General features: G+C 31.3%; 21 protein-coding genes. 4 read left to right on the top strand and 17 right to left on the bottom strand.

Going from position 1 to position 22,124, the window contains the following annotated elements; translation table 11 throughout:
* Positions 1–927 (top strand): ATP-grasp fold amidoligase family protein, encoded by a 927-nt coding sequence (locus ACVCXO_RS14215; RefSeq protein WP_452230252.1) that lies wholly within the window; start codon positions 1–3, stop codon positions 925–927.
* Here ACVCXO_RS14215 and asnB (ACVCXO_RS14210) read toward each other — a convergent pair.
* Genes asnB (ACVCXO_RS14210) through ACVCXO_RS14165 form a run of 10 tightly spaced genes read right to left on the bottom strand, consistent with a single transcriptional unit; the run spans position 924 to position 13,722 of the window.
* A complete protein-coding gene (gene asnB / locus ACVCXO_RS14210; protein ID WP_452230251.1) occupies positions 924–2,810 on the bottom strand; it encodes an asparagine synthase (glutamine-hydrolyzing) in 1,887 nt (628 codons plus the stop codon). The genes ACVCXO_RS14215 and asnB (ACVCXO_RS14210) overlap by 4 nt on opposite strands.
* Positions 2,798–3,949 (bottom strand): glycosyltransferase, encoded by a 1,152-nt coding sequence (locus ACVCXO_RS14205; RefSeq protein ID WP_452230250.1) that lies wholly within the window; start codon positions 3,947–3,949, stop codon positions 2,798–2,800. Before ACVCXO_RS14205 ends, asnB (ACVCXO_RS14210) begins: the two co-directional genes overlap by 13 nt.
* Positions 3,942–4,877, bottom strand: coding sequence for a hypothetical protein (locus tag ACVCXO_RS14200; RefSeq protein ID WP_452230249.1), 936 nt, complete (start codon positions 4,875–4,877; stop codon positions 3,942–3,944). The genes ACVCXO_RS14205 and ACVCXO_RS14200 overlap by 8 nt, the downstream gene beginning before the upstream one ends.
* A gap of 5 nt (positions 4,878–4,882) precedes the next feature.
* Positions 4,883–6,292, bottom strand: a complete 1,410-nt coding sequence (locus ACVCXO_RS14195; RefSeq protein ID WP_452230248.1) for an MBOAT family O-acyltransferase — start codon at positions 6,290–6,292, stop codon at positions 4,883–4,885.
* The gene (locus tag ACVCXO_RS14190) at positions 6,282–7,376 is read right to left on the bottom strand and encodes a glycosyltransferase (RefSeq protein ID WP_452230247.1); all 1,095 of its coding nucleotides are present in this window, start codon (positions 7,374–7,376) and stop codon (positions 6,282–6,284) included. Before ACVCXO_RS14190 ends, ACVCXO_RS14195 begins: the two co-directional genes overlap by 11 nt.
* Positions 7,376–9,220 (bottom strand): asparagine synthase (glutamine-hydrolyzing), encoded by a 1,845-nt coding sequence (gene asnB / locus ACVCXO_RS14185; protein ID WP_452230246.1) that lies wholly within the window; start codon positions 9,218–9,220, stop codon positions 7,376–7,378. Before asnB (ACVCXO_RS14185) ends, ACVCXO_RS14190 begins: the two co-directional genes overlap by 1 nt.
* A 2-nt stretch (positions 9,221–9,222) precedes the next feature.
* Positions 9,223–10,338 carry an O-antigen ligase family protein gene (locus ACVCXO_RS14180; RefSeq protein WP_452230245.1) on the bottom strand — a complete coding sequence of 372 codons (1,116 nt, stop codon included), beginning with the start codon at positions 10,336–10,338 and terminating at the stop codon, positions 9,223–9,225.
* Complete coding sequence (gene murJ / locus ACVCXO_RS14175) at positions 10,335–11,672, bottom strand: murein biosynthesis integral membrane protein MurJ (protein WP_452230244.1); 1,338 nt, start codon at positions 11,670–11,672, stop codon at positions 10,335–10,337. Before murJ ends, ACVCXO_RS14180 begins: the two co-directional genes overlap by 4 nt.
* A 6-nt stretch (positions 11,673–11,678) precedes the next feature.
* Positions 11,679–12,626 (bottom strand): glycosyltransferase family 2 protein, encoded by a 948-nt coding sequence (locus tag ACVCXO_RS14170; RefSeq protein WP_452230243.1) that lies wholly within the window; start codon positions 12,624–12,626, stop codon positions 11,679–11,681.
* Positions 12,627–12,630: 4 nt separating this feature from the next.
* On the bottom strand, positions 12,631–13,722 hold the full coding sequence (locus ACVCXO_RS14165) for a glycosyltransferase family 4 protein (protein WP_452230242.1): 1,092 nt from the start codon (positions 13,720–13,722) through the stop codon (positions 12,631–12,633).
* A 429-nt stretch (positions 13,723–14,151) separates the two neighbouring features.
* On the opposite strand from ACVCXO_RS14165, the gene ACVCXO_RS14160 reads away from it, so the two are divergent.
* A complete protein-coding gene (locus ACVCXO_RS14160) occupies positions 14,152–15,675 on the top strand; it encodes a T9SS type A sorting domain-containing protein (protein ID WP_452230241.1) in 1,524 nt (507 codons plus the stop codon).
* A 52-nt stretch (positions 15,676–15,727) separates the two neighbouring features.
* Here ACVCXO_RS14160 and ACVCXO_RS14155 read toward each other — a convergent pair whose 3' ends face one another.
* Together ACVCXO_RS14155 and ACVCXO_RS14150 are read right to left on the bottom strand one after the other, a co-directional pair.
* Positions 15,728–16,096: a hypothetical protein gene (locus ACVCXO_RS14155; protein WP_452230240.1), complete on the bottom strand. Its 369-nt coding sequence runs from the start codon at positions 16,094–16,096 to the stop codon at positions 15,728–15,730.
* A gap of 3 nt (positions 16,097–16,099) precedes the next feature.
* Positions 16,100–17,299, bottom strand: coding sequence for an alanine dehydrogenase (locus tag ACVCXO_RS14150; protein WP_452230239.1), 1,200 nt, complete (start codon positions 17,297–17,299; stop codon positions 16,100–16,102).
* Between the two features lie 118 nt (positions 17,300–17,417).
* Here ACVCXO_RS14150 and ACVCXO_RS14145 point away from each other — a divergent pair, with 118 nt between their 5' ends.
* The gene (locus ACVCXO_RS14145) at positions 17,418–18,026 is read left to right on the top strand and encodes a hypothetical protein (protein WP_452230238.1); all 609 of its coding nucleotides are present in this window, start codon (positions 17,418–17,420) and stop codon (positions 18,024–18,026) included.
* Positions 18,027–18,028: 2 nt separating this feature from the next.
* Positions 18,029–18,661, top strand: coding sequence for a hypothetical protein (locus ACVCXO_RS14140; RefSeq protein WP_452230237.1), 633 nt, complete (start codon positions 18,029–18,031; stop codon positions 18,659–18,661).
* Between the two features lie 3 nt (positions 18,662–18,664).
* On the opposite strand, the gene ACVCXO_RS14135 is transcribed toward ACVCXO_RS14140, so the two are convergent.
* The 5 genes from ACVCXO_RS14135 to porX all read right to left on the bottom strand — a co-directional run bounded on the left by ACVCXO_RS14135 (position 18,665) and on the right by porX (position 22,115).
* Positions 18,665–19,024: a hypothetical protein gene (locus tag ACVCXO_RS14135; RefSeq protein WP_452230236.1), complete on the bottom strand. Its 360-nt coding sequence runs from the start codon at positions 19,022–19,024 to the stop codon at positions 18,665–18,667.
* Positions 19,025–19,227: 203 nt separating this feature from the next.
* The gene (locus tag ACVCXO_RS14130) at positions 19,228–19,761 is read right to left on the bottom strand and encodes a hypothetical protein (RefSeq protein WP_452230235.1); all 534 of its coding nucleotides are present in this window, start codon (positions 19,759–19,761) and stop codon (positions 19,228–19,230) included.
* Positions 19,724–19,867, bottom strand: a complete 144-nt coding sequence (locus ACVCXO_RS14125; RefSeq protein WP_452230234.1) for a hypothetical protein — start codon at positions 19,865–19,867, stop codon at positions 19,724–19,726. The genes ACVCXO_RS14130 and ACVCXO_RS14125 overlap by 38 nt, the downstream gene beginning before the upstream one ends.
* 194 nt (positions 19,868–20,061) lie before the next feature.
* Positions 20,062–20,466, bottom strand: a complete 405-nt coding sequence (gene tsaE / locus ACVCXO_RS14120) for a tRNA (adenosine(37)-N6)-threonylcarbamoyltransferase complex ATPase subunit type 1 TsaE (protein WP_452230233.1) — start codon at positions 20,464–20,466, stop codon at positions 20,062–20,064.
* A 95-nt stretch (positions 20,467–20,561) separates the two neighbouring features.
* Entirely contained in the window at positions 20,562–22,115 is a 1,554-nt protein-coding gene (gene porX / locus ACVCXO_RS14115) for a T9SS response regulator signal transducer PorX (protein ID WP_452230232.1), read from the bottom strand.
* Positions 22,116–22,124 lie beyond the last annotated feature (9 nt).

Below are 22,124 nucleotides of genomic sequence, written 5' to 3'. Positions count from 1 at the left end.
ATGAAGCAATTGATATCTAACATATACCATAATACAAGATTGGGTTTTACAGTTATTCAGCCATTTAAAAATGTATACGAATATTTTCGTTATGCCTTAGTTTCCGATGAAACCGTTATTAAAAGAGAGTTTATAAAGAATTTGGGCTATGCTCCAGATTTAGAAAACCCGAAGACTTTTAACGAAAAACTTCAATGGTTAAAATTAAATGATAGAACATCTTTACATACTATTAGTGCTGATAAATATAAGGTTCGAGAATATGTGAAAGAAAAAATAGGGGAAGAGTATCTGATTCCTTTAGTGCTAGAAACAAAAAATGTTAAAGATATTGTTCCGGAGGATTTACCGGATTTTCCATTTATTATAAAAACCAATCACGATAGTTCAGGCGGCATTATAGTTAGAGATAAAACCAAGCATAATTGGATTAACGTGCAAAATACACTTTCTAAGTTTTTAAATATTAATTATTACTACAGATATAAAGAGTGGCAATACAAAAATATTGAGCGTAGAGTAGTCGTTGAAGAATTGTTAATGGATGAAAGTGGCGAAATTCCTTTTGATTATAAAATGCATTATTTTAACGGAAAACTTGTTTTTACGCAAGTAGATATTGATAGAGAGAAAAACCACCGACGTAATTTGTATGATGTAGATTGGAATTTAATGGATTTACAATGGGTTTATAAAAGTGGAAGCGAAGTAAAAAAACCGAAACTCTATGATAAAATGATTGCTTTGGGGGAAATTTTCGCTAAAGACTTTTGTTATCTACGTGTAGATTTTTACCATGTAAACGATAAAATTTATTTTGGAGAATTAACCTTTCATGCAGAATCTGGTTGTGGTGCTTTTACGCCGCAACATTATGATGCAGATTTTGGGAAGTTGTTGAAGTTGCATAAAACAGAGGTTAATTAGTTGTACAAATTCACATACCATTTTTGAAAGGTATAATAGGTCCAAACTTTGTAACTATTATCTTCTTTTCCTGTTAAGTGATTATGCACCAATTGTTGGATATAGTCTATGTTAAATAGATTTTGTTTTTCTAAAAACTTAGTTTCTATATAGCTTTCTAATTCTTGTTTTAAGCCAGAACGTAACCAATCTCCAACCGGAACGACAAATCCTTTTTTAGATTTCTCTAAGAAACCTTCCGGAAACTCGTCTTTAAAAGCTTCTTTTAAAATGTGTTTTTTGCTGTACCCTTTTAGTAAATAATCTTCTGGCAAGCTATTAGCAAATTCCCAAAGGGATTTATTTAAAAATGGCGCTCTGCATTCTAAAGAGTTAAGCATACTTGTTCTATCTACTTTTACCAACATATCGCCTTCTAAACTTATATGACGGTCTATTTCGCGATACTCATGAACGGTTTTTGGTTTTGCAATTCCAGATTTCTCTTTGTAATAATTAAAAGGTTTTAACTGAGTGCTATCCGATTTTAATAGCTTTTCTGTGTCGTTAGAAAATCCTAATGAAATGATATTCCAGTAATGTTCGTTGTTGTAGTTTATTGCGTTTACAGCCTTTTTTAGCTTAAAACGTTTTCCTCTATTATCGTCTTTTGTAGTCAGTAATTTGTTTAAAACACTTTTGGAAGCGTTATGCAGAAAGGCAGGAACCACACTTGTATACTTGCTGTTTAGTTTACCAATATAATATTTGTTGTAACCGCCAAAAACTTCATCTCCACCATCTCCAGTTAAAGCCACCTTTACAAAATCTCTTGTTTTATTCGCTACCAAATAGGTTGGTAATGCCGAGGAATCAGCAAAAGGTTCATCGAAATTTAGCAGAATTTCATGAATGTTTTTTTCAATGTCTTTTTCTGAAATAATAAACTCATGATGATTACTATTAATCATCTTGGCAACGAGTTTCGATTTGTCGGTTTCGTCAAACGATGCTTTATCAAATCCGATAGAAAACGTATCTATTTTTTGATTGTTCATTTGTGATAATCCTAAACTCACAATGGAAGAATCTACGCCTCCTGAAAGAAAGGTACCAAGCGGAACATCACTTATCGAACGACTTTCAATACTGGTTAGCATTCGGGTTTTGAGTTCCTTTTTAGCTTCCGCGAAAGCGATATCTTGCTTTTCGGTTTTAATGGTATTTATCTTATGTATTTGAAAGTTATTCGTATTTAAATCATAATCGATATAATGATTGGCTTCCAATTTTAAAATGTTTTCATATATAGTAAAAGGAGCAGGAGTATAGGTTAATCTGAAATATAGGTTTAAGCCTTCTTTAGAAATTTCTGGTTTACTATCTAGATTATTAACAATAGATTTCAACTCTGAAGCCCAAAAGAAATTTTCTTTGTCTTGATAATAATACAGAGGTTTTTCGCCAAAAAAATCACGCGTTATAAAAACCTTACTTCTGTTTTTATCATAAATACTAAAAGCAAACATACCATCTAGTTCGGCAAAGCTGCTTTCTCCATTGGTTTCATAAAGTTTTAAAATGACTTCGGTATCACTTTTGGTTTTAAAAGTAACGCCTTGTTTTTCTAAACGCTGTTTTAAAACTTGGTAGTTATAAATTTCGCCATTAAATACAATTACAATGCTTTTATCATCATTGTAAATAGGTTGTTTTCCGGTGCTTAAGTCTATAATAGAAAGTCTTCGCATCGCCATAGCAATGGTGGATTCTTCATGATTTTCAATACAAAAACCATCTTCATCAGGACCACGATGATAGATTAACTGATTCATTTTTTGTAATGAATTGCTTATCTCTTCACGTGTACCACTTCTACTTATTATGCCGTTTATTCCACACATAAATGCGAGTCTATTAATTTTTTAAGTTGTTTTCCTATTACAGAAATATCGTATTGTTTTGCTTTTGTAAAACTTAGATTACTATAGTTTTCTCTTACCGAATTATTGTTTTTATAATAGGTAATTGCTTTCGCTATACCTTCGTTATCGTCAACATTTACTAGTAATCCATATTTCGCTTTATAAAATTCGCCTGTTTCAATTTGGATTTCTTCATTATCGTTTAATAATTCTAATGGTCCAGACATACAATTGGTAGCAATTACAGGGACACCAAGTGACATAGCTTCTAGAATTACATTTGGAAATCCTTCAGAAAGAGAGGTTAATACTAGACAATGATGTTTTACTATTTCTTTATTTATAGTTTCACTATTTCCTTTAAAACTAACAATATCATTAAGGTTTAAAGTATTTGTAAGTGCTTTTAGTTCTTCCTCTAAAGCCCCAACGCCATAAATATTTAAAGCAATTTCTTCTGTTATAAGTGCTATACTTTCTATTAAGCTTCTTTGATTTTTCACCGGATTTAAGCGCCCTACAGCAACTATTTGAAAAGGTTTATTTTCTTCTGAATGGCTTAAAAAAGCAGGCTTTTCTTGAAGGGTATAGATTGGATTGTAAATTACATGTGCTGGCGTTTTTACATGAAAATTGTCTAGTAAATCGGAATTGATATGCACCGAATTAGAAAAAAGACTCGTATTTTTATTGTAAAAATATTTTACTAATTGTTTCCCAAATGCACCATAGGTTTTAGAAGGAAAACAGCGTTCGCTAATAATAGTTTCTAGATTTGGGTTCCACATTTTGGTAAACCCATTAATTACATTTTGTTTAATTAAAAAGGAAACACTAATATCTATATTATGTTGTTTAATTATTTTTGGATATTTGTAACCACTTAATAGAAAGCTACCTAATTTGAAAAGGGAAGAATTGTCGTAATGTTCTTCTTTTGTGGACAAGCGAACCACGTTAACGTCTTCATGAATAGGTAAGTCTATGTTATTGTAGATAAGTATTAAAGTAACATTATAATATTTTACAAGTTCATTTGCTAACCTAGCAACTACGCGTTCTGTACCACCAAAACCAATAGAAGATACAAATAGGGAAATATTTTTTTTGTTAGTCATCAATAGTTAAATCTTTACTTAATGCTTCCGAAAAAATCTCAGAAGCTATATTAGACATGTGTGCAATATCTGCCCAGTATTCTGGTTTATTGTCGTTGTCAAAAAAGTGGCTATAATCGTGGTATTCAATATGTAAATCTTCCATTACTTTCTTTAATGCATCATTGTCTTCCGGGCATTTATCTATATATAATGGTGTCGTAATTGTGATTAATCTTTTGTTATTATTTGTGCAAAACGAATCTATTTCTTTTAAATAGGTTTCAAAAAGCGGATTGAGTTTTAAATCCGTTCGACATACAATACTGTCGTTACGTTCTAATATCTTTTGGAATATTTCTTTTTGCGTACCATCTATTTCCATAGGATCATATCCATAATAGTGTTCTAAATCATACTTAGGGAAAATAGCATTTTTAAGTATCCCTAAAGCCAAACCATTATAATCTACACACCAATAAAATTCTTGTAAAGGATTCGTTAAATCGGCTCTTATAAGTTCTTTCTTTATAATATCATTGGTATGATACTTCACCATTAAGGTTTTTGTTTCCTCTCTATTGTAGTGTTCTCTATATGCAACATTTGGATCTACATGAAGAATTACAGTTTGCTTTACATCTTTAGGAAGTAGTTTAATTAGCGTGGCACTATATGCTATAAATTTACCATCGACTCCCATGTTAAAACTAGATTCATTTAATTTTTTAACATCGATATGATGATTCGCTCTAGAGCTCCCAAAAACAATAAGTTTCGTTGTGTCTTTTATGGATAAATAATGGTTTAGCTTACCAATTGCCTGACCAGAATACACGGTATCACTAATTTTAGTTATTGTAAAATATGCTATTTTATCTACTACAAAAGATAAAACGATGATAAAAGCTATAAGTTTTGTGGATTGTATGATTTGTTTTTTATTCATAACATTTAAAATTGAAAATAAATAAAGTTATTAGACGTAGAGTAAAACAAGCTAATAAGAAGTATGATTAAAGAAACAGCTGCTCCAAGTTTTATTGGACTAAGTTTACGACCTAAAGTTTCTAAATCTTGTTTCGATCTAAATAAGTAAAGGTCTAAAGACATACCTATTAGAAGCATGGATATACCTGTAGCAATAGCGTTCGTGTCCCCAATAAACGGAACTTTAAAATCAAAGAAAATTAGCTTTTTAACGATTACTCCTGCAGCTTCAAAGTCTTTTGCTCTAAAGAAAACCCACGAAATAAGTACCAAACAAAACGGATAGATGTAACCAAACCAACCTGCATTTTTGATTTTTAAAACGGTGAATATAATTTTTTCACTAACAAGTAGCAATCCATGAATGGCTCCCCAGATCGCGAAATTCCAACTATTCCCGTGCCATAATCCTCCTAGAATCATGGTTAACATTAAGTTTCTAAAGGTAAAAAGGGCTGTACCACGACTTCCACCTAAAGAGTAATACAAATAATCCCGCAACCATGAGGATAGTGATATATGCCAACGTTGCCAAATATCGGCTATAGAGTTTGAAAAATAGGGCAGATTAAAGTTTTGGTTAAATCGGAATCCTAATAGTTTTGCACTACCAATGGCAATATCTGAATATCCTGCAAAGTCAAAATATATTTGATAGGAATAAAATACGGTAGCAAGTAATAATGTGCTCGAATTATGTACATCTGGACTCGCATAAATGGAATCTACATAAACTCCTAAATTATCTGCAATTACAACTTTTCGGAATAAACCTACAGCAATTTGAAAAATACCATCGTGAAACCATTTTTGTTTAAACTTTCGTACGTTTTCTATTTGTGGTAATAGGTTAGAAGCTCTTTCAATTGGTCCTGCAACTAATTGCGGAAACAAACTAACAAACGTAAAAAAGGCTACAATATCTTTTGTCGGCTTTAGTTTATCTCTATAAACATCGATAGTATAACTTAAGGTTTGAAACGTGTAAAAACTAATTCCTACAGGAAGTATAATATTTAAGGTAACATGGTCTACTTGCCAACCAAATAGTAGCATCATTTCTGCAAAACTATCGGTAAAAAAGTTGAAGTATTTAAAAGCAGCTAAAAGTCCTAAATTGGAGACTAAACTGAGTCGTAACCAGTTCTTTTTCGCTTTCGCGGAAGTAGTTTCGTAAATTTTAATTCCGATATAATAATCTATAAAAGAACTGTAAATGATTAAGGAAAGGAAGGTCCAATCCCAATAAGCATAAAAGAAATAACTGGCAACTAACAATAATATGTTTTGCTTTTTTAGATCTTTATTAAGCAGCCAATACAGTATAAAAACTGTAGGTAAAAATATTAGATATTCTACGGAGTTAAATAGCATAGGTCGTGGTTAGTTTAATAAAAAGTGCTTCGTATTGATTAATAATTTTTTTGCTATTAAAGTTGTTTACAACTATTTGGTTTACAGTTTTAGGGGAAAATAAAAAGTGCGTATTAAGGTTGGTTAATTCCTGAACACATTCTTCTACTGTATTTATAATAAAACCATTTTTTCCTGGTTGAATAATTTCATTAATTCCTCCTGGCGCATTAAACGCAATAATTGGTGTACCAACGACACAACTTTCTATTAATGCATTAGGAAATCCTTCCGAATACGAACCAAGTAAAAAGATATCACTTTTTCTCAAATAATCTTCCACATTTTTGGTGTAATCTATCTGAGTTACTTGATTTTCAATTCCTTTGGAACGAATTAAATGTACAATATTTTCTTTTTCATTGCCATTGCCAATCATAAAATAATGAAAAGGAAACTCTAATTTAGATAATACCTCTATAATTCTTTCATGACCTTTCTCTTTACTTAATCTGCCAACAGTAATAATTTGAAGCGGTTTAGTAGTATCTCTAGTTTCCGTTTTGGGTACGGCGTTAAAGGTGATAGGATTGTTTATTAATGCCGTTTTGCTTTTTGCAACACCATAATTAGCCATCATATCTTCTTGCATGTCTTTGGATTGACAAATTAAACAGTCGACCAATGTATATGCTTTTACGATGATTTTTTTAGAAAAGCTCAATCTGTTTCCTCGATCATGTTGCGCCAATACACTTAAAACATTAGCTTCTCTTGCAGCAAACTTTATTTTAGGAAAGCAAATAGATAGATATGCGATCATGGTATTTAAATGAAAAATAGAGCTGACTACAATTTGTGGTTTTTGGGTTTTAAAATGCTTTGCAATTGCAAAAAAGGCTTTTAACACTCTCGTTTTATTTAGATAAATGACATCTAGATTGCTTACATCATACACCGTGTCTTTTTCAAAACCAACGACTAATAGCGTAGGTTGAAATCTGCTTTTATCTATATTTTGGGCTACAAAAGACAAGATACGCTCTGCGCCACCAGCAGCTAGTGACGGAATTACAAATGTTATTTTAATCTTTTTGTTGTTCATTATTTTATAGAAAAAGAATTTCCGTTTTTATCTAACCATTGTTTAAGCACTAGTAATTTCCAGATTAACGGATATCTATTCCAAGAACCATCCATATGTTGCTGGATACGTAATTGTACTTCTTTCACATTTATATTTGGTATTTGTTTTAGCGTATCTTCTGTTAAATTGTCTAGTACAAAATCTTTAAGATCTGTTTTAAACCAATTAGAGAAAGGCATTGTGAAACCAGATTTTGGTCTGTTAAACATTTCTTTAGGCACATGATCATACAACACATCTTTTAAAATGCGTTTTTGATTATTTTTTTGGTATTTAAAACCGGTTGGCAACGAACGCGCAAATTCTACGATTCTATAATCTAGAAGTGGCGCACGAGCTTCTAGCGAATATGCCATTGTTGCTCGGTCTACTTTGGTGTTTATATCCCAATTTAAATAGGTTTTTAAGTCGAAATCTGAAATACGTTCTAACAGATTTTTATTAGACTCTTTTAAGTATTTTACTTCGGAAACATTCGTGTAATCGTTCGCGTTTTGAAGCCAAGAATTATCAATGCCGCTGCTAATTGCCATGTATAAATCGTCTAAAGAATCCTGTTGTAAACCTTTAGCAATCGTTTTTAATTTGTAATGTGGAAGACTTCCTATAAGATTTGCTGAAAATTTTCTTAATCCGGAAGGAATCGCATAAAGCGGAGCTACTTGTTTCATCCATTTATAACGTGTGTAGCCAATAAAACTCTCATCACCACCATCACCAGAAAGTGCTACAGTTACATGTTTTCGGGTATGCTTTGCTAATAGCATGGACGGTATTGCGGAAGCATCGGCAAAAGGTTCATCATAAAATTCACTAAAGTTTTCTATTAAATCTAAACCTTCCGAATAATTACAATCAATAACATGATGTTCGGTATCTAAATGTTTTGCTACTTGTGCTGCATATTTACTTTCGTCGAAGCCTTTTTCATTAAACTTTACAGAAAATGTTTTTATTTTACTATTCGTGCTTTTAGATGCTAAGGCTGCAATAGCTGAAGAATCAATTCCGCCGGAAAGAAAAACGCCAACCGGAACATCTGCAAATAATCGAATGGTGGAAGCATCTTTAATTAGATAGGAAAGTTCTTGTTTTGCATCTTCATAACTTCCTGTAAATAACGAATTATTGTTGCTGGAAATATCCCAATATTGCGATTTTTTAAAGGTGTTACTGGCTAAATCTAATGTGAAAGAATAACCAGCTTTTAGCTTATGAATTTCGTTAAAAATAGAAAGAGGATCCGGAATGTTTCCCCAAGTGAGATATTGCGAAATCGCTTTACTAGAAATGGATAAATTGGTATTATGTAATTGTATAGATGAAATCTGACTAGCAAATTCAAAACCATTTTCACCCAAGTAATAATAGAATGGTTTTTGTCCCATGCGGTCTCTAGCACCAAATAAACGCTGTTCTTTTTCGTCGTAAATAACAAAGGCGAACATCCCATTTAGCTTGTTTATAAAAGCTTCGCCATATTCTAAATATGCTGCGCAAAGCACTTCGGTGTCACTTGTGGTATTAAAAGTATATCCTTTAGTTTGAAGTTGTTTTTTAATGTCTAAGAAATTATAAATTTCTCCATTAAAAACAATATGAATGTGCTTATAGGCCAACGGTTGGTTCGATCTAGGATCTAAATCTATAATGGATAATCTATTATGTCCGAAAATGATGTTTTCATTTTTGCCATTAAAGGTATAATGCGTCGCATCCGGTCCTCTAAAAGAGGTTCTTGCAAGTTTGTCTTTCACTTGCGCAGGTGTGTATTTTATGGTTGATCCGTATATACCGCACATAGTTATTCTGTTATTAAATTTCCTTCTTTTTCTTTCTCCAAACTAAACCTTGTGTATAGCCAAATGGTAAAAAATAGAATGATATAGTTATAAAAATAATTATGGGAAACCATTAAATAGGATGCCATAATTAAGGCTAAATAGAGGTATTCTGGGTTTGTCGTAAAGTATCTTAAGCTTTTAAAAATCATACTTGCGTAAAATATGACCAAGAGTAAAAAAGGAAGTATTCCTGCTTCTCCCAAAACCATTAAATAGGTGTTATGCACACCAACTTTAATACCTACAGTATCGCCTTGATGTCCTTGCATAGATCCGTAGCCATTACCAATTATAGCATTGTTTACAATAGCATCGGTATACAGCGCCCAAGTTTCTTGCCTAGATTCTCTGGTTATCGTTGTGGTTTTTACTTCTCCTTCACTAAAGAAGCTGTTAAGTGCATCAAACCGATCTTTATTTAGATTAAAAGCAGGTGTGTTAATTATGATTACAATACCAATTGCACCAACCATTAAACCGATAATATTCTTTCTGTTTGCAAAAAGAGAGGTGATATTTACGAGTAATAATAGTATTAAGAAATAACGAGAAAGGGTTGCAATTCCTGCCAAAGTACATATTAATTGTGCTATTACTTTATATTTCTTATTGGCTAATCTATAGGTGAAGGCAAATCCTAGAATACAAACTAATCCTGCACGATTCGGATTGATATAAAAACCAGCATATCTACCATATTCGTCAGAAAAAACCAATGCATTTAATATGACACTTATAGCACCAATAACGAGATAAAAGCAGGCTTCTCCGTTGGTTGTGTTTTTTGCCACTTCGGTAACGGATAGAATAAATAGAAAGTACCTAAAAATATCTTTGATAAACAGACTTAACTCTCCAGAAAAACTGAATCCGGAAATGGAGTAGTAGAGTATTCCAATAAGTAATAAAGCGAGTAATGGTTTACTTTTTTTAACAAAAAAGTAGTACAATGCTAGGGACACTAAGGATAGTGCTGCAGCTAAAGAACCTAACGCAGGATTAAACGATATTAAACCAAATGTTGGCAGGTTTAATATGGTTAATGCAAGTATGATATGTTTTAGAATTTCTTTCATGTAGCTAAAACTTTTTGCTGGTTTGTAGTGTACTTTAAATATACTAAACTTCTAAACATTTGCAGTAATGCGGTGCATAAAGCGATACCAAAAACGCCATAATATTTCATTAAAACAATGTCTAAAATAATATTTAAGATAACGGTTGCAAAGGAGATATATGCCATAAAAGCATTTTTATTAATACTAGTTAAAAATCGAACAATAATGTTTCCGCAGATAGTAAAAGGCAAACCAATTAAAAACATACGTTGAATATTTGCTACTGTTTTAGTGTCTTCGGAAGAAAATTCGTTGCGTTCAAAACATAATTCCACAATAAAATCCGACAAGAATATAAGCACAACGCTTACTATTATTAACCCAATGAATAAGCGTTTTAAAATATAGTATAACGTTTTAAATGCTTCGTCTTTATTGGTTAAAGTTAATTTTGAAAAATAGGGCAGAAGCACATTCCCTAAAGCCATAACTATAATTGCCGTAAAGAAAGCAGGAATACGCAATCCGTAATTTAAAGCGGCAATAGATCCTATAATTAATTGTGCCGCAAAAAACTGATCTGTAACAGAAATAAGTCCGGTTAAAAAACCAGAAGATACTTTTGCAGGAACCTGTTTAAACATGGTTTGCGTATGTAAACCTTGAAAGTCTGGTTTCGCAATTTTTATTATTTTTTTATTAATGGCAACAACTAGTAAAAAGAGGAATTGGGTAATACTACCAATAAGCATTCCTACTGCAAGCACTTTTTCTTGTAGTTGTTCTTTAAAAAACAAAAGACAAACTATCATAGCAATAGATGTAAATACGGGATAAATAGACGCGTATCTAAACTCATCATATATATTGAGTAACCCGCTTAATAAAGAAGCGAATCCCCAAAAGAGTATGCAAGGTAGTAAGTAGTATAATTGCGTTTTTATTAAATGATAGTAGTCTGGCGTATGACCTTCAAAAAAGGTTTCTAAAAAAACATCGGTAAATAAATAGGAGATAACAATAAATAGTAACGCAATACTTAAGGTGATAATAAAGCTCGAAGACTGAAATGCACCAAGTTTATTTGTCGATTTTTTTTCGGCGATATAATTAGGGATAAATACAGATTTAAAAGCATTTAAAAACACTTCACTAATAAATCCAGGAAGCATTGCCGCAATAAAAAAAGTATCTAATAGCTCAGATAAACCAAAAGAGCCGGCAACAATAATTTCTTTATAAAAACCTAAGCCTTTAACTAAAATGCTAATAATAGCCACCGTAATAACATTAATTACGGTAGGATTTTTTATTACTTTTTTAAGGGCTTGTATGTAGTTGGTTTCTTTCAATTCCTTTTATAATAGTTTTTTTAATGGCCAGCCAATTGTGAAACCAATTTTCAATAATTTACTTGGTATGGCTTGCTGGTATTCCTTTAAGCTAAACTCTAAATATTGAGAAGCTCTTAATAAAGTGTATACACGTTTCATAAAGAGCATTGGTTTTTTAAATAAATAATCTTGATAATACCAATTAATAACAGATAAGGAATAAATAGCCATTCCGAAAGCATCATTTTTATGATTCTGAATAGAAATAGCATTTTCCGTATCTAAATAATAGGTTCGTAAAGTGGTGTTAATGTATTTGGTGTCAAAGCCTTGTTTTGCAATAAGTTCCCAAATAACTCCTTCTGGTATATAGCCACGAGAAAAAATAGTACTGTTTATTTGAATGTTTTTTAAAATTTCGGTTTTAGTAAATCCCCATTTTTCCGAAGCATTTGGTTGCTCCATCTGTTGTTTAAAAGTATTACTATAATAAGGAGATGTTTTAAAAGGCTCACCAACCAAATTACCAAATTGGTCGTTGCATAAACAAGTTACACCGCTTATGTTTTTCTGTTTTTCTATAGGAATTGCCTCGTACTCGTCTTTAAATACTTGTAGAGCATCGGGAGTACACGCATCATCGGAATCAAACGGTAAAATGAATTTTCCTTTTGCGACTTGTATCGCTTGCATAAAACAAGCCATTTTGTGTTTATTTACTTTGTTATTTATGTAGTTTACAGGAAATGTTGCCGTTTTTATTAGTTCTAATGCAACTTCATGTGAATTGTCTTTAGAGCCGTCATTAATCATAACCAATTCAAAATCTTTAAAAGTTTGTGCATTTAAAGATTTAAAAACGCGCTCTAGCGTATCTGCTCTATTATATATAGGAGTAAATACAGTGAACGTATATTCAAAGTTTGACGTTTCTTGCTTCTTATAAGTTGGTAATAAATTAACTAGCTGCATTTTATTATAAAACTTTATAAATTAACTCTTTCCATTTGTTTGCTATAAATTCTGCTTCAAATATAGTGGTGCTCTCTATTGCTTTTTCTTTAAACTGAATTTGTAAATCGGTATTATGTATTAATAAGGAGAGTTTCTTTTCTAGGTATAATTGATCGTTTACCGGAATTAAAAAACCATTTTCGCCATTGTTAATAATTTCGGAAGGGCCAGAAGGACAGTTTGTCGCAATACAAGGTAAACCATAATACATAGCTTCAATTAAAGCGTTAGGGAAACCTTCGTAATTAGAAGGTAATACAAATATTTTTGCAGTATTGTAGTACTTAGAAATATCCTTCACGTTACCAATAAAGAGGATGCTTTCCTTTAGGTTTAATTCGCTGGCAAGCTTTTTATATTCTTCCTTTTTGTTTCCGTCTCCTATTAATAAGAGTTTGTAGTCCTTTCTTTCTATGTTGCCGAAAGCACGAATTAATAATTCTTGATTTTTTTGCGCTTCTAATCTACCAACACATATAATATGGTTGTTTTTGGTAGCATTTAAGTTTCGTTGTTCTGCTAATTCTTCGGCTAACGGATTATTTATAATTTGTACTTTATCGGCTTTAATCAGTTTCGTAAAGTAGTTTTTTATGTCGTTGGTTTGTATCACTAAAGCATCAGTTTTAGGATAAACAAGTTTTCTAACTTTCACCCAAAAAGTGCTAATACTACCAAATTTCGGATGAATCCGTTCACTAATTATAGATGGTTTTTTAAGTTGCTTTCCTATCAAAACGCTATAAATGTTTGCGATAGTGGTAAAACCAATAATAACATCCGATTTTTCCTGAGCGATTAATTTTCTACATGTATTTATTAATTGGAAGTGATTTGTTATCGATTGAAAAAAAGAAGGAGTACTATTATATACGTCTTTACAAAACACAACTTTAATGTTTGTGTTTAAATTATAAAATGGTTTGCACGTATATAAAACCACAATAACAATATCAAAATCATTAATTAATTGATTTGTTAGTGTAGTAACCACACGTTCTGCACCTCCAGCTTTAAGGCTAGGTATTATAAAAGCAAGTCTTTTTCTTTTCAAGAAATTCTTGATTGTAGGATTAGGTACAAAGGGAAATACGTAATCTTGATTAATAGCTCAATAAAAGTAGTACTTTTTTAGATTGTAGTACTATTACTTTATACATATTAGATGAAATACCTCTTTTGTATTTAAAGTGTATTGTTATTTTTCTTACAAGCAGATAATCAGATAATTAAGTTTTTTACTTATTTTGCGTTTTAAAAAATCCAATCGGCTGTTTGCTGCGTATATAAAATAATTTGCGTTTCTGAAAGTTATGTAACCAACTGATTTAGTTTCGATTAAGAGTGAATAAATGCCTACAAATTGCAGTATTTGTAATTTAAAACTTACAGAAATAGCGCATTTCGTCGAATAAATTGGAAGTTTACCTGATAAAGGAAATGAAATTATAAATTAGCATCAGATTAATAGCAAAACCCTAAAATGAAGAAAAATTTATTAAATAAGTTTCTGTTACGCAGGAATTTAGCGAAGGCATCCTTGTTTACATTCTTAGCCTTTAGTGCCAATGTAAAAGCCCAAAATTACCCACAACGAGTTTTACTCTCTACCGTAAATTACGAATCTTACGAAGCACCTACAGGACAATTTCCTGAATATTTAGAATCTTTTACCGAAGATTTATCTGGAAGTAAAATCACAAGAATTAGTGATAAAAATGTTTTTGGTACTAGTTCTATACGAGTTAGACATAATTATGCCAAAGATCAAACATGGAATTCTGATGGATCCTTAATAAAGTTAGCTGGTTATCCCGCAGCAATTTTAGATGGTGAGACTTTTGATTTTTTATACTGGAGAGATATTCCATCGTATGGGAGATGGGCAAATACAGAACCTAATTACATGTATGGAACGCCAGGAAATAAATTTGTTAAGTTTAATGTGCTTAATAATACACGAGTAACACTTAAGACTTTTAGTAATTATTCTAGTCTTGATTTTGGTTATGGTGAAGGAAACCAATCTAATGACGATAAATACGTTGGTTTAATTGGTCAAAACGGAAATGATAGAACTTTAATTGTTTATGATATAGAAGCAGATCAAATTATTGGAGAAAAAAATATTGGATCTAGTGGCGATTTAGATTGGTTCTCTGTATCGCAATTAGGAAATTTTGCAGTTGTTTCTTGGAGAACAGATGGTTCTGGAGCAACCGCAGGTTTAAAATCTTATGCTTTAAATTTTACAAACGAAAGACATATAAATGACGTAACTACACATGGAGATTTAGGAATAGATGCCGATGGAAATGATGTTATGGTTGCTTATGAAGGTCCTAGTGGTTGGAGCAATGATTCCTATGTGTTTTCTGCAAGATTAGACGGACAAGGAAAAACAGCATTATTTCAGTATCCTGGAGGAATCTGGGGAGGTCATATTAGTTGTAGAAATACAAATAGACCAGGCTGGGCTTATGTAAGTGAGCAATGCTGTACTAGTCATAATGTAGCATCTAGAGAGATTTTTGCGATAAAACTAGATAACTCTGGAATTATTGAACGTTATGCGAAACATAATAATGATGTTGCACCAGGAAACGGACACTCCGCAATGGCTGTTCCAAATAGAAACGGAACAAAAATACTTTTTGCAAGTAATTGGGACGAAACCAGTATTATGGCAGATCCCAATCCTCCAGCTTGGATTTTAGAATACCCACAAACACAATTAGGTTTAAATGATCAACAAATAGAAGACAATAATGTATTAACGGTATATCCTAATCCTACAGATAACATTGTAAATATTAAAGTTACTGGTCCAAATAATTCTATTTCTGCAATACAGTTACATGATATATTAGGAAGATCTTTGGTAAATAATGTAGTGAATAATGAAAACACATTAAGCTTAGATTTATCATCTTATCCAAAAGGTGTTTATCTTTTATCTGTAAACATTAACGGTAAGAAACAAACAAAGAAAATTATTAGAAATTAGTCTTTCGATTGCATATAAAAAAAGCTTCCTAATTACTTAGGAAGCTTTTTTTTTACCATTTAATATTTTGTAGCGTAGCAATACTATCACAGTTCTCTATTGTAAGTATTACTTCTTTATCATCTATATAACTTTCAATAGCGTATATACCACAAGGTTTTTGTCTGGTATTGCTCATGCTAAAATCTACATCTCCTTTTAAAATAGCCTTTTTAATAGTAGCACTATCTACTTTTCTTTCCGAAATAAGCGCATCTATCGTGTCGCTAAAAAGAAGTGTTTTTGTGTTTATGTTTTTTATCACTCTAGCTTCAGGGCCATAAGCACAAGAAGTTTTTTTTCCGTTTAAAAAAAAAGCTAGAATAACCAATCCTATAGAGAAACCTCCAAGGTAAAATCCAATACGTTTTATTAAATGCACAATTTAAAAAATAAGTAAGTTAATATCGCTGTGTTTCAAATCGAACCATTCACCAACAGATTTGTTGGTTAAAATTCCGTGGTAAAAGTACAACCCATTTTTTAAACCTTTATCAAATCTTAAAGAATTTTCTAAACCGCCATCTTCGGCAATTTTTAAAAGATATGGTGTAAACATATTACTTATTGAAATAGAGGCAGTTCTAGCAAATCGAGCAGGAATATTTGGTACGCAATAATGTATCACGCCATGTTTAATAAAAGTAGGGTGTTTATGTGAAGTAACTTCGCTGGTTTCAATACATCCTCCCATATCTATACTAACATCTATAATAACAGCACCAGATTTCATATTGCCAACCATGGTTTCTGTAACAATAATTGGAGCTCTATTTTTTCCTCTAACAGCGCCAATAGCGACATCACATCTTTTTAAAGCTTTGGCTAAGTTTTTAGGCTGTAGTGTAGAAGTGTAAATGGTCATCCCTAAATTGGTTTGCATTCTTCGTAATTTGGTAATCGAATTATCGAATACTTTCACATTTGCACCAAGTCCGATAGCACTTCTAGCAGCAAATTCACCAACGGTTCCTGCGCCAATAATAACCACTTCAATAGGAGGAACACCACTAATATTACCAAACATCAATCCGTTACCTTCATTTACATTACTCAATAACTCTGCAGCGATAAGCACAGCAGAAGTTCCTGCAATTTCACTTAAAGAACGTACGGCTGGATAAGAACCATCTTCGTCTCTAATAAACTCGAAAGCAAGTGCGGTAATACGTTTGTTTGCTAAAGTTTCAAAATATTTTTTGTTTTGCGTTTTTAATTGTAACGCAGAAATTAATATGGTTTGCGGATTTATTAAATTGATTTGTTCTAGAGTAGGAGGTTCTACTTTTAAAACGATCGGGCAACCATATACTTTTGCGGTATCGTTAGTTATTTCTGCTCCAGCTTCGCTATAATTTTTATCGCTAAACTTTGCGCCTTCGCCAGCTCCAGTTTCCATTAAAACGCGATGTCCATTACTAACAAGTGCAGAAACAGCATCTGGAGTTAAGCAAACACGCTTTTCTTGAAAAGCAGTTTCTTTTGGTATACCTATAAAAAGGTTTCCCTTTTGTTTAAAAATCTCAAGTGTTTCCTCTTGCGGGAGCAATTGTTGCTTAGTAAAAGGCGATAAAGGTTTAGACATATATGAACCAATTTGTTGGATAGTCAAATTACGAATAATTTTAATTTATATAAAAATTAAAATTTAAAAGATTTATATAGAAAATATGCTCTATTTTTTGTAATATTATACTTATAATATGAAAGATATTCTCAAAAACATAAAAGAAGTAAAAATAAAAGATGTCTTTATTGCTATAATAATAGCTGCTTTGCCTTTTTTGTTTTATTTATATAGGCTCGCTCCTGATACCGCGGTATGGGAAACGCAATGGTTTACTCTTAATTCAGGAGAATGGGAAAGTGCTCATTTCTATTTATGGTTAATAGCTACTAAGCTAATAGTGGCGATTAGTTTATGTATTTGGTTTGTTACCTGCAAGCATTGGTGGCACTATGTGCTTTTGGTTCCATTAATAATAGAGTTGTTTAAATTTAGCTCTGTTTTTAATAGCAATGCGTCTGTTATAGATGAAATAGAATATTTGTACAGTTTACCATTCACGATACCAGTTGTTATACTTGTTATTTTAGTTTCAAAAAAGATTAATTATTATTCTAAATATTTAGACTTAAATAATGAGATGAATGCAGAAATAGAAAGTTTATTAGTAGAATTAAACGTTAACAATAATAATGCTTTGATAATTGAAGAATTTAAAAAGCTTAAAGAAGATAAATCAAGATTAAGCACAGAAGATTATAAATATCAATTATTGCGTTTAAGACAACAATTGATTAAACTATAGATATGTCCAAATTATTTGTGTTTAGTAGGGTTAATGTTTTAAAGGATTTTGTTATAGTTTTTATAATTGCCGTTTGTCCCTTTTTTTTCTTTTTATATACAATCGTACCGGAGAACACTATGGTATGGAGAACCAATTTTTTTATTGTTAATTTATCCAATACAGGCAATGAAGTAGCTGTGATTTTTTGGTATTTTAGTTATAAGTTTTTAACTACCTTAATTTTTTGTATTTGGTTTGTTACATGTAAACATTGGTGGAGGTATGTAATTTTAGCACCTATATTTTATGAAATAAATAAAGTAACTACAGCTTATTATGAAATAAATTATGCCATAGGTGGGTATAAGCATTATTATAGCTTTCTTTTAAGCATACCAATAATTATATTACTTTTTGTTATATCCAAAAAACTTAACTATTACTCTTTTTCAAAAAGTATTAATAAACAGATAGATGATGAAATAAATGAATTGATGAGACATGTGTCTAATTATAAAAAAGAGGATTATAAAGCCTATAAAACGAAACTCATTCTTTTAAGAAAGGAGAAAATAAAATTAGATAAAAAGGAATATCTAATACAATTAATTAAATTACGAGAAGACTTTGACTTATACTCGCGAAATAAATAAAGACTACTTATTTTCTATAGATTTAAGCTCTGTTAAAATTTCATCTAAAAGCAACTTTTTTTCAGCACTCCATTTTTCACTTAACCTATCATTAATATATTGTTCAATTTCTAGGTTAGTTTGGCTTATTTTTGTTTTGGGTTTTTCTAGTAGCATATTTCCTTCTCCTGTGATTAACCAAACCAAATTTATTTGCGGATATAATTGCATTATACGCTCAATAACATCACTACCAACAGAAGCATTGTTCTTTTGCATACGTAAAATATAACCATTTGCGGTACCAATAGAAATATCAAACTGCCTTGCGCTAATGCCTAAGTGCTTGATAACTAACATTATTCTATTAATTGTTTTACTCATGTGTCTTATTTAATATTCTAGAATGAAGAAAATTTTCTATAAATATACAAATAAAGATGTAATTACGGGAAAACCGTAATGTTAAAAAATAGTGAAGTTTTTAAATGGGAAGAACTTAGGTACCGTTCTATTCCTCTAAATAAATAGAAAAATAGAAAGATTTGTACATAAAGTATATCTGTTATTACGTGGAGTAGTATAAACTAAAAATACTGTTTTACTTTACCCCAAACGGTTTTAGGTCTAACTGTAAATTCTTCTTCTAATTCTTCCAGGGATTTATTAGCTGTATTAATTTTATCAAACATCTTCGCTCTAATTAAATAGATGGAAGGGATAACTACAGCCATTACGGGTACTAAGTACAATAACTGAAATTCGTCCATATAATTAATATCGACGTTTAGCATAACAATAATTTGATATACATACATGGCTATTGGTACTATTAATGTGTGATACCACCAATGGCGACAAGTAAAGAACCATATTGTCAATAGGATTAAAGGAATTAATTTACTTGTTAAGTGCCACATGGCATAATTGGCATCTTCCCAGAATGTACTATCATATGTGAATAAAAAAGTGTTCCAAACTTGAGTTTCTGGAACACTTTCATATAAATAAAATAAATAAGGTGTTAATCCTATAAAAGTAGCAATCAAACTACCTATAATTAAACTCTTATTAATTTTTGTTTTATCCTGCTGGAGACATTTTTCTGTTTTTCTTTTCAATGTTTGTTGTTGTTTGTCCATCGATATTTAAAAGATTTGTTGCTTGAGCTGTAAACAATACTCCTCCAAAAATAGCAATTGCTATTAAATACTTTTTAGTTTTCATAATTATGAGAGATTAGTTAATTAATACCTCGAAACTAGATAAACACTGCAGGTAAATTTGGCGCCAAATGTTAATATTATGTTAAAATTAACGTTTTTGGTTTTTTCGCTTACGGCTTTACCATAAATAGTGCTTTTTTTTACTAAAAAGCGTAGGAATTGTATTACTTACTCATGCTTTTTTAAAAATTTAGGTTATTTTATTGTAATTCTTCTACTTGCATTTGGAGCTAATTTTAAAAATACATTGGTTACATTTTTAGGCATAAATTCCATAGCTAATTCTGGCCATTCAATAAATACCCAATGGTTCTCTTGTAAATACTCCTCAAAGCCAAAATTATACAGTTCGTCTATTGTGTTCACTCGGTATAAATCAAAATGAAATATACTGATATCGGGCAATTGATACTCATTTACTAAAGAGTAGGTCGGACTTTGAACTTCATCAGTACTACCAATGGCTTTTACTAAAGCCTTAATAAGGGTTGTTTTACCAACTCCCATGCTGCCATGAAATAAAATAATCTTATTAGTACTAGTCTTTAATAATGTTTCAACAACCTTATCTAGATCATTAATGGTGTATTCTAAATCCAAACTTTTCTTAAATTAAACATACAATTATACATATATTTCTCCAAATAAACTAATATTAATGCATTTCATCGGTATTTATTGTATTACGTCTATTCCTATTTGGGGTTTAATACCACGAATGGAATGATCATTTCTTCCAATGAAACACCTCCATGTTGATAGGTGTTTCTAAAATAACTCACATAATGGTTATAATTATTAGGATAAGCAAAAAATAAATCACTTTTGGCAAATATAAAAGAACTACTCATAGAAAGCGATGGTAGGTGAATACTTTTCGGGTCTTTTGCTACTAATACATCTTTGTCTTCGTAAGTCAAACTTCGTCCTGTTTTGTATCTTAAATTCAAACTAGTATCTCTATCTCCAACAACTCTAGAAGGGTTTTTTACATTAATAGTACCATGATCTGTAGTTAATATTAATTTAAAGCCCATTTGTTGCGCTTGTTGAATCATTTCTAACAATGGTGAATTCTTAAACCAACTTTGGGTTAAGGATCTATATGCTTTATCATTAGAAGCTAATTCTTTCACCACATCCATTTCTGTTTTAGAGTGCGAAAGCATATCTACAAAGTTATATACAACAACAGTAAGATCGTTATCTTTAAGTCCTTTAAAGTTGTCTACAAGTTTTCTTCCGTTTTTTAGATTGGTAATCTTGTAGTATTCGTGCTTTAAATCAGATAATCCTAAACGTTTTAACTGTTCTCTTAAAAAATCAGCTTCGTGCAGATTTTTACCGCCTTCATCGGTATCGTTTTTCCAATATTCAGGAAAAAGTCTTTCCATATCACTCGGCATCAAACCTGAAAATATCGCATTTCGAGCATATTGCGTTGCTGTAGGTAAAATACTGTAAAACGGGAATTCCTTATCTTTTTTATAATAGTTGTTTACAATAGGTTCAAAAGACTTCCATTGGTCGTAACGTAAATTATCGATTACCACTAAAAGTGTTGGTTGCTCTTTGCTAATTTCTGGTGCTATCTTTTCTTTAAATAGGGTATGAGACATGATTGGAGCATCTGTATGTGCATCAAACCAAGTTGGGTAGTTTTTATCTATAAATTTCCCAAACTGTGTATTGGCTTCGCTTTTTTGAGATTCTAAAATTTCAAACATCCCAATATCTTCAATATTTTCTAGCTGAAGTTCCCAATACACAAGCTTTTGATATAAAGCAGCCCATTCTTCATAAGAATTCACCATAGATAAATCCATAGCAATTTTTCTAAATTCTTGCTGGTAGTTAGAAGTTGTTTTTTCAGAAACTAATCGAGAATGGTCTAAATTCTTTTTTAAACTTAATAAAATCTGGTTTGGGTTTACAGGTTTAATTAAGTAATCCGCTATTTTATTACCAATAGCTTCTTCCATGATGTATTCCTCTTCACTTTTGGTAATCATAACCACAGGAAGCGTGTCTCTTCTTTCTTTAATTTCGTTTAGCGTTTCTAAGCCGGTAAGTCCTGGCATGTTTTCGTCTAAAAAAACAATGTCAAAATTGGTGTCGTCCAAAATTTCAAGTGCTTCTGTACCACTTTTACAGGTGGTAACCTTGTAATTTTTTTGTTCTAGAAAGATAATATGAGGTTTTAATAAATCTATTTCATCGTCAACCCAAAGAATATTTATATTGTTCATGTATATTTG

Source organism: Lacinutrix sp. MEBiC02404, assembly GCF_053601575.1.
Note: the sequence above shows the minus strand (reverse complement) of the source record. Positions and strands in the feature narration are given on the sequence as shown.

Bases quoted from the DNA above. Each gene is read 5' to 3' on its own strand.
- ACVCXO_RS14180 (WP_452230245.1), bottom strand. From the start codon at position 10,338: ATGAAAGAAATTCTAAAACATATCATACTTGCATTAACCATATTAAAC.
- ACVCXO_RS14135 (WP_452230236.1), bottom strand. From the start codon at position 19,024: ATGAGTAAAACAATTAATAGAATAATGTTAGTTATCAAGCACTTAGGC.
- ACVCXO_RS14190 (WP_452230247.1), bottom strand. From the start codon at position 7,376: ATGAACAACAAAAAGATTAAAATAACATTTGTAATTCCGTCACTAGCT.
- ACVCXO_RS14200 (WP_452230249.1), bottom strand. From the start codon at position 4,877: ATGAATAAAAAACAAATCATACAATCCACAAAACTTATAGCTTTTATC.
- ACVCXO_RS14125 (WP_452230234.1), bottom strand. From the start codon at position 19,867: ATGAAAACTAAAAAGTATTTAATAGCAATTGCTATTTTTGGAGGAGTA.
- ACVCXO_RS14195 (WP_452230248.1), bottom strand. From the start codon at position 6,292: ATGCTATTTAACTCCGTAGAATATCTAATATTTTTACCTACAGTTTTT.
- ACVCXO_RS14150 (WP_452230239.1), bottom strand. From the start codon at position 17,299: ATGTCTAAACCTTTATCGCCTTTTACTAAGCAACAATTGCTCCCGCAA.
- ACVCXO_RS14215 (WP_452230252.1), top strand. From the start codon at position 1: ATGAAGCAATTGATATCTAACATATACCATAATACAAGATTGGGTTTT.
- porX (WP_452230232.1), bottom strand. From the start codon at position 22,115: ATGAACAATATAAATATTCTTTGGGTTGACGATGAAATAGATTTATTA.
- ACVCXO_RS14160 (WP_452230241.1), top strand. From the start codon at position 14,152: ATGAAGAAAAATTTATTAAATAAGTTTCTGTTACGCAGGAATTTAGCG.
- ACVCXO_RS14145 (WP_452230238.1), top strand. From the start codon at position 17,418: ATGAAAGATATTCTCAAAAACATAAAAGAAGTAAAAATAAAAGATGTC.
- ACVCXO_RS14205 (WP_452230250.1), bottom strand. From the start codon at position 3,949: ATGACTAACAAAAAAAATATTTCCCTATTTGTATCTTCTATTGGTTTT.
- ACVCXO_RS14170 (WP_452230243.1), bottom strand. From the start codon at position 12,626: ATGCAGCTAGTTAATTTATTACCAACTTATAAGAAGCAAGAAACGTCA.
- asnB (WP_452230246.1), bottom strand. From the start codon at position 9,220: ATGTGCGGTATATACGGATCAACCATAAAATACACACCTGCGCAAGTG.
- asnB (WP_452230251.1), bottom strand. From the start codon at position 2,810: ATGTGTGGAATAAACGGCATAATAAGTAGAAGTGGTACACGTGAAGAG.
- ACVCXO_RS14140 (WP_452230237.1), top strand. From the start codon at position 18,029: ATGTCCAAATTATTTGTGTTTAGTAGGGTTAATGTTTTAAAGGATTTT.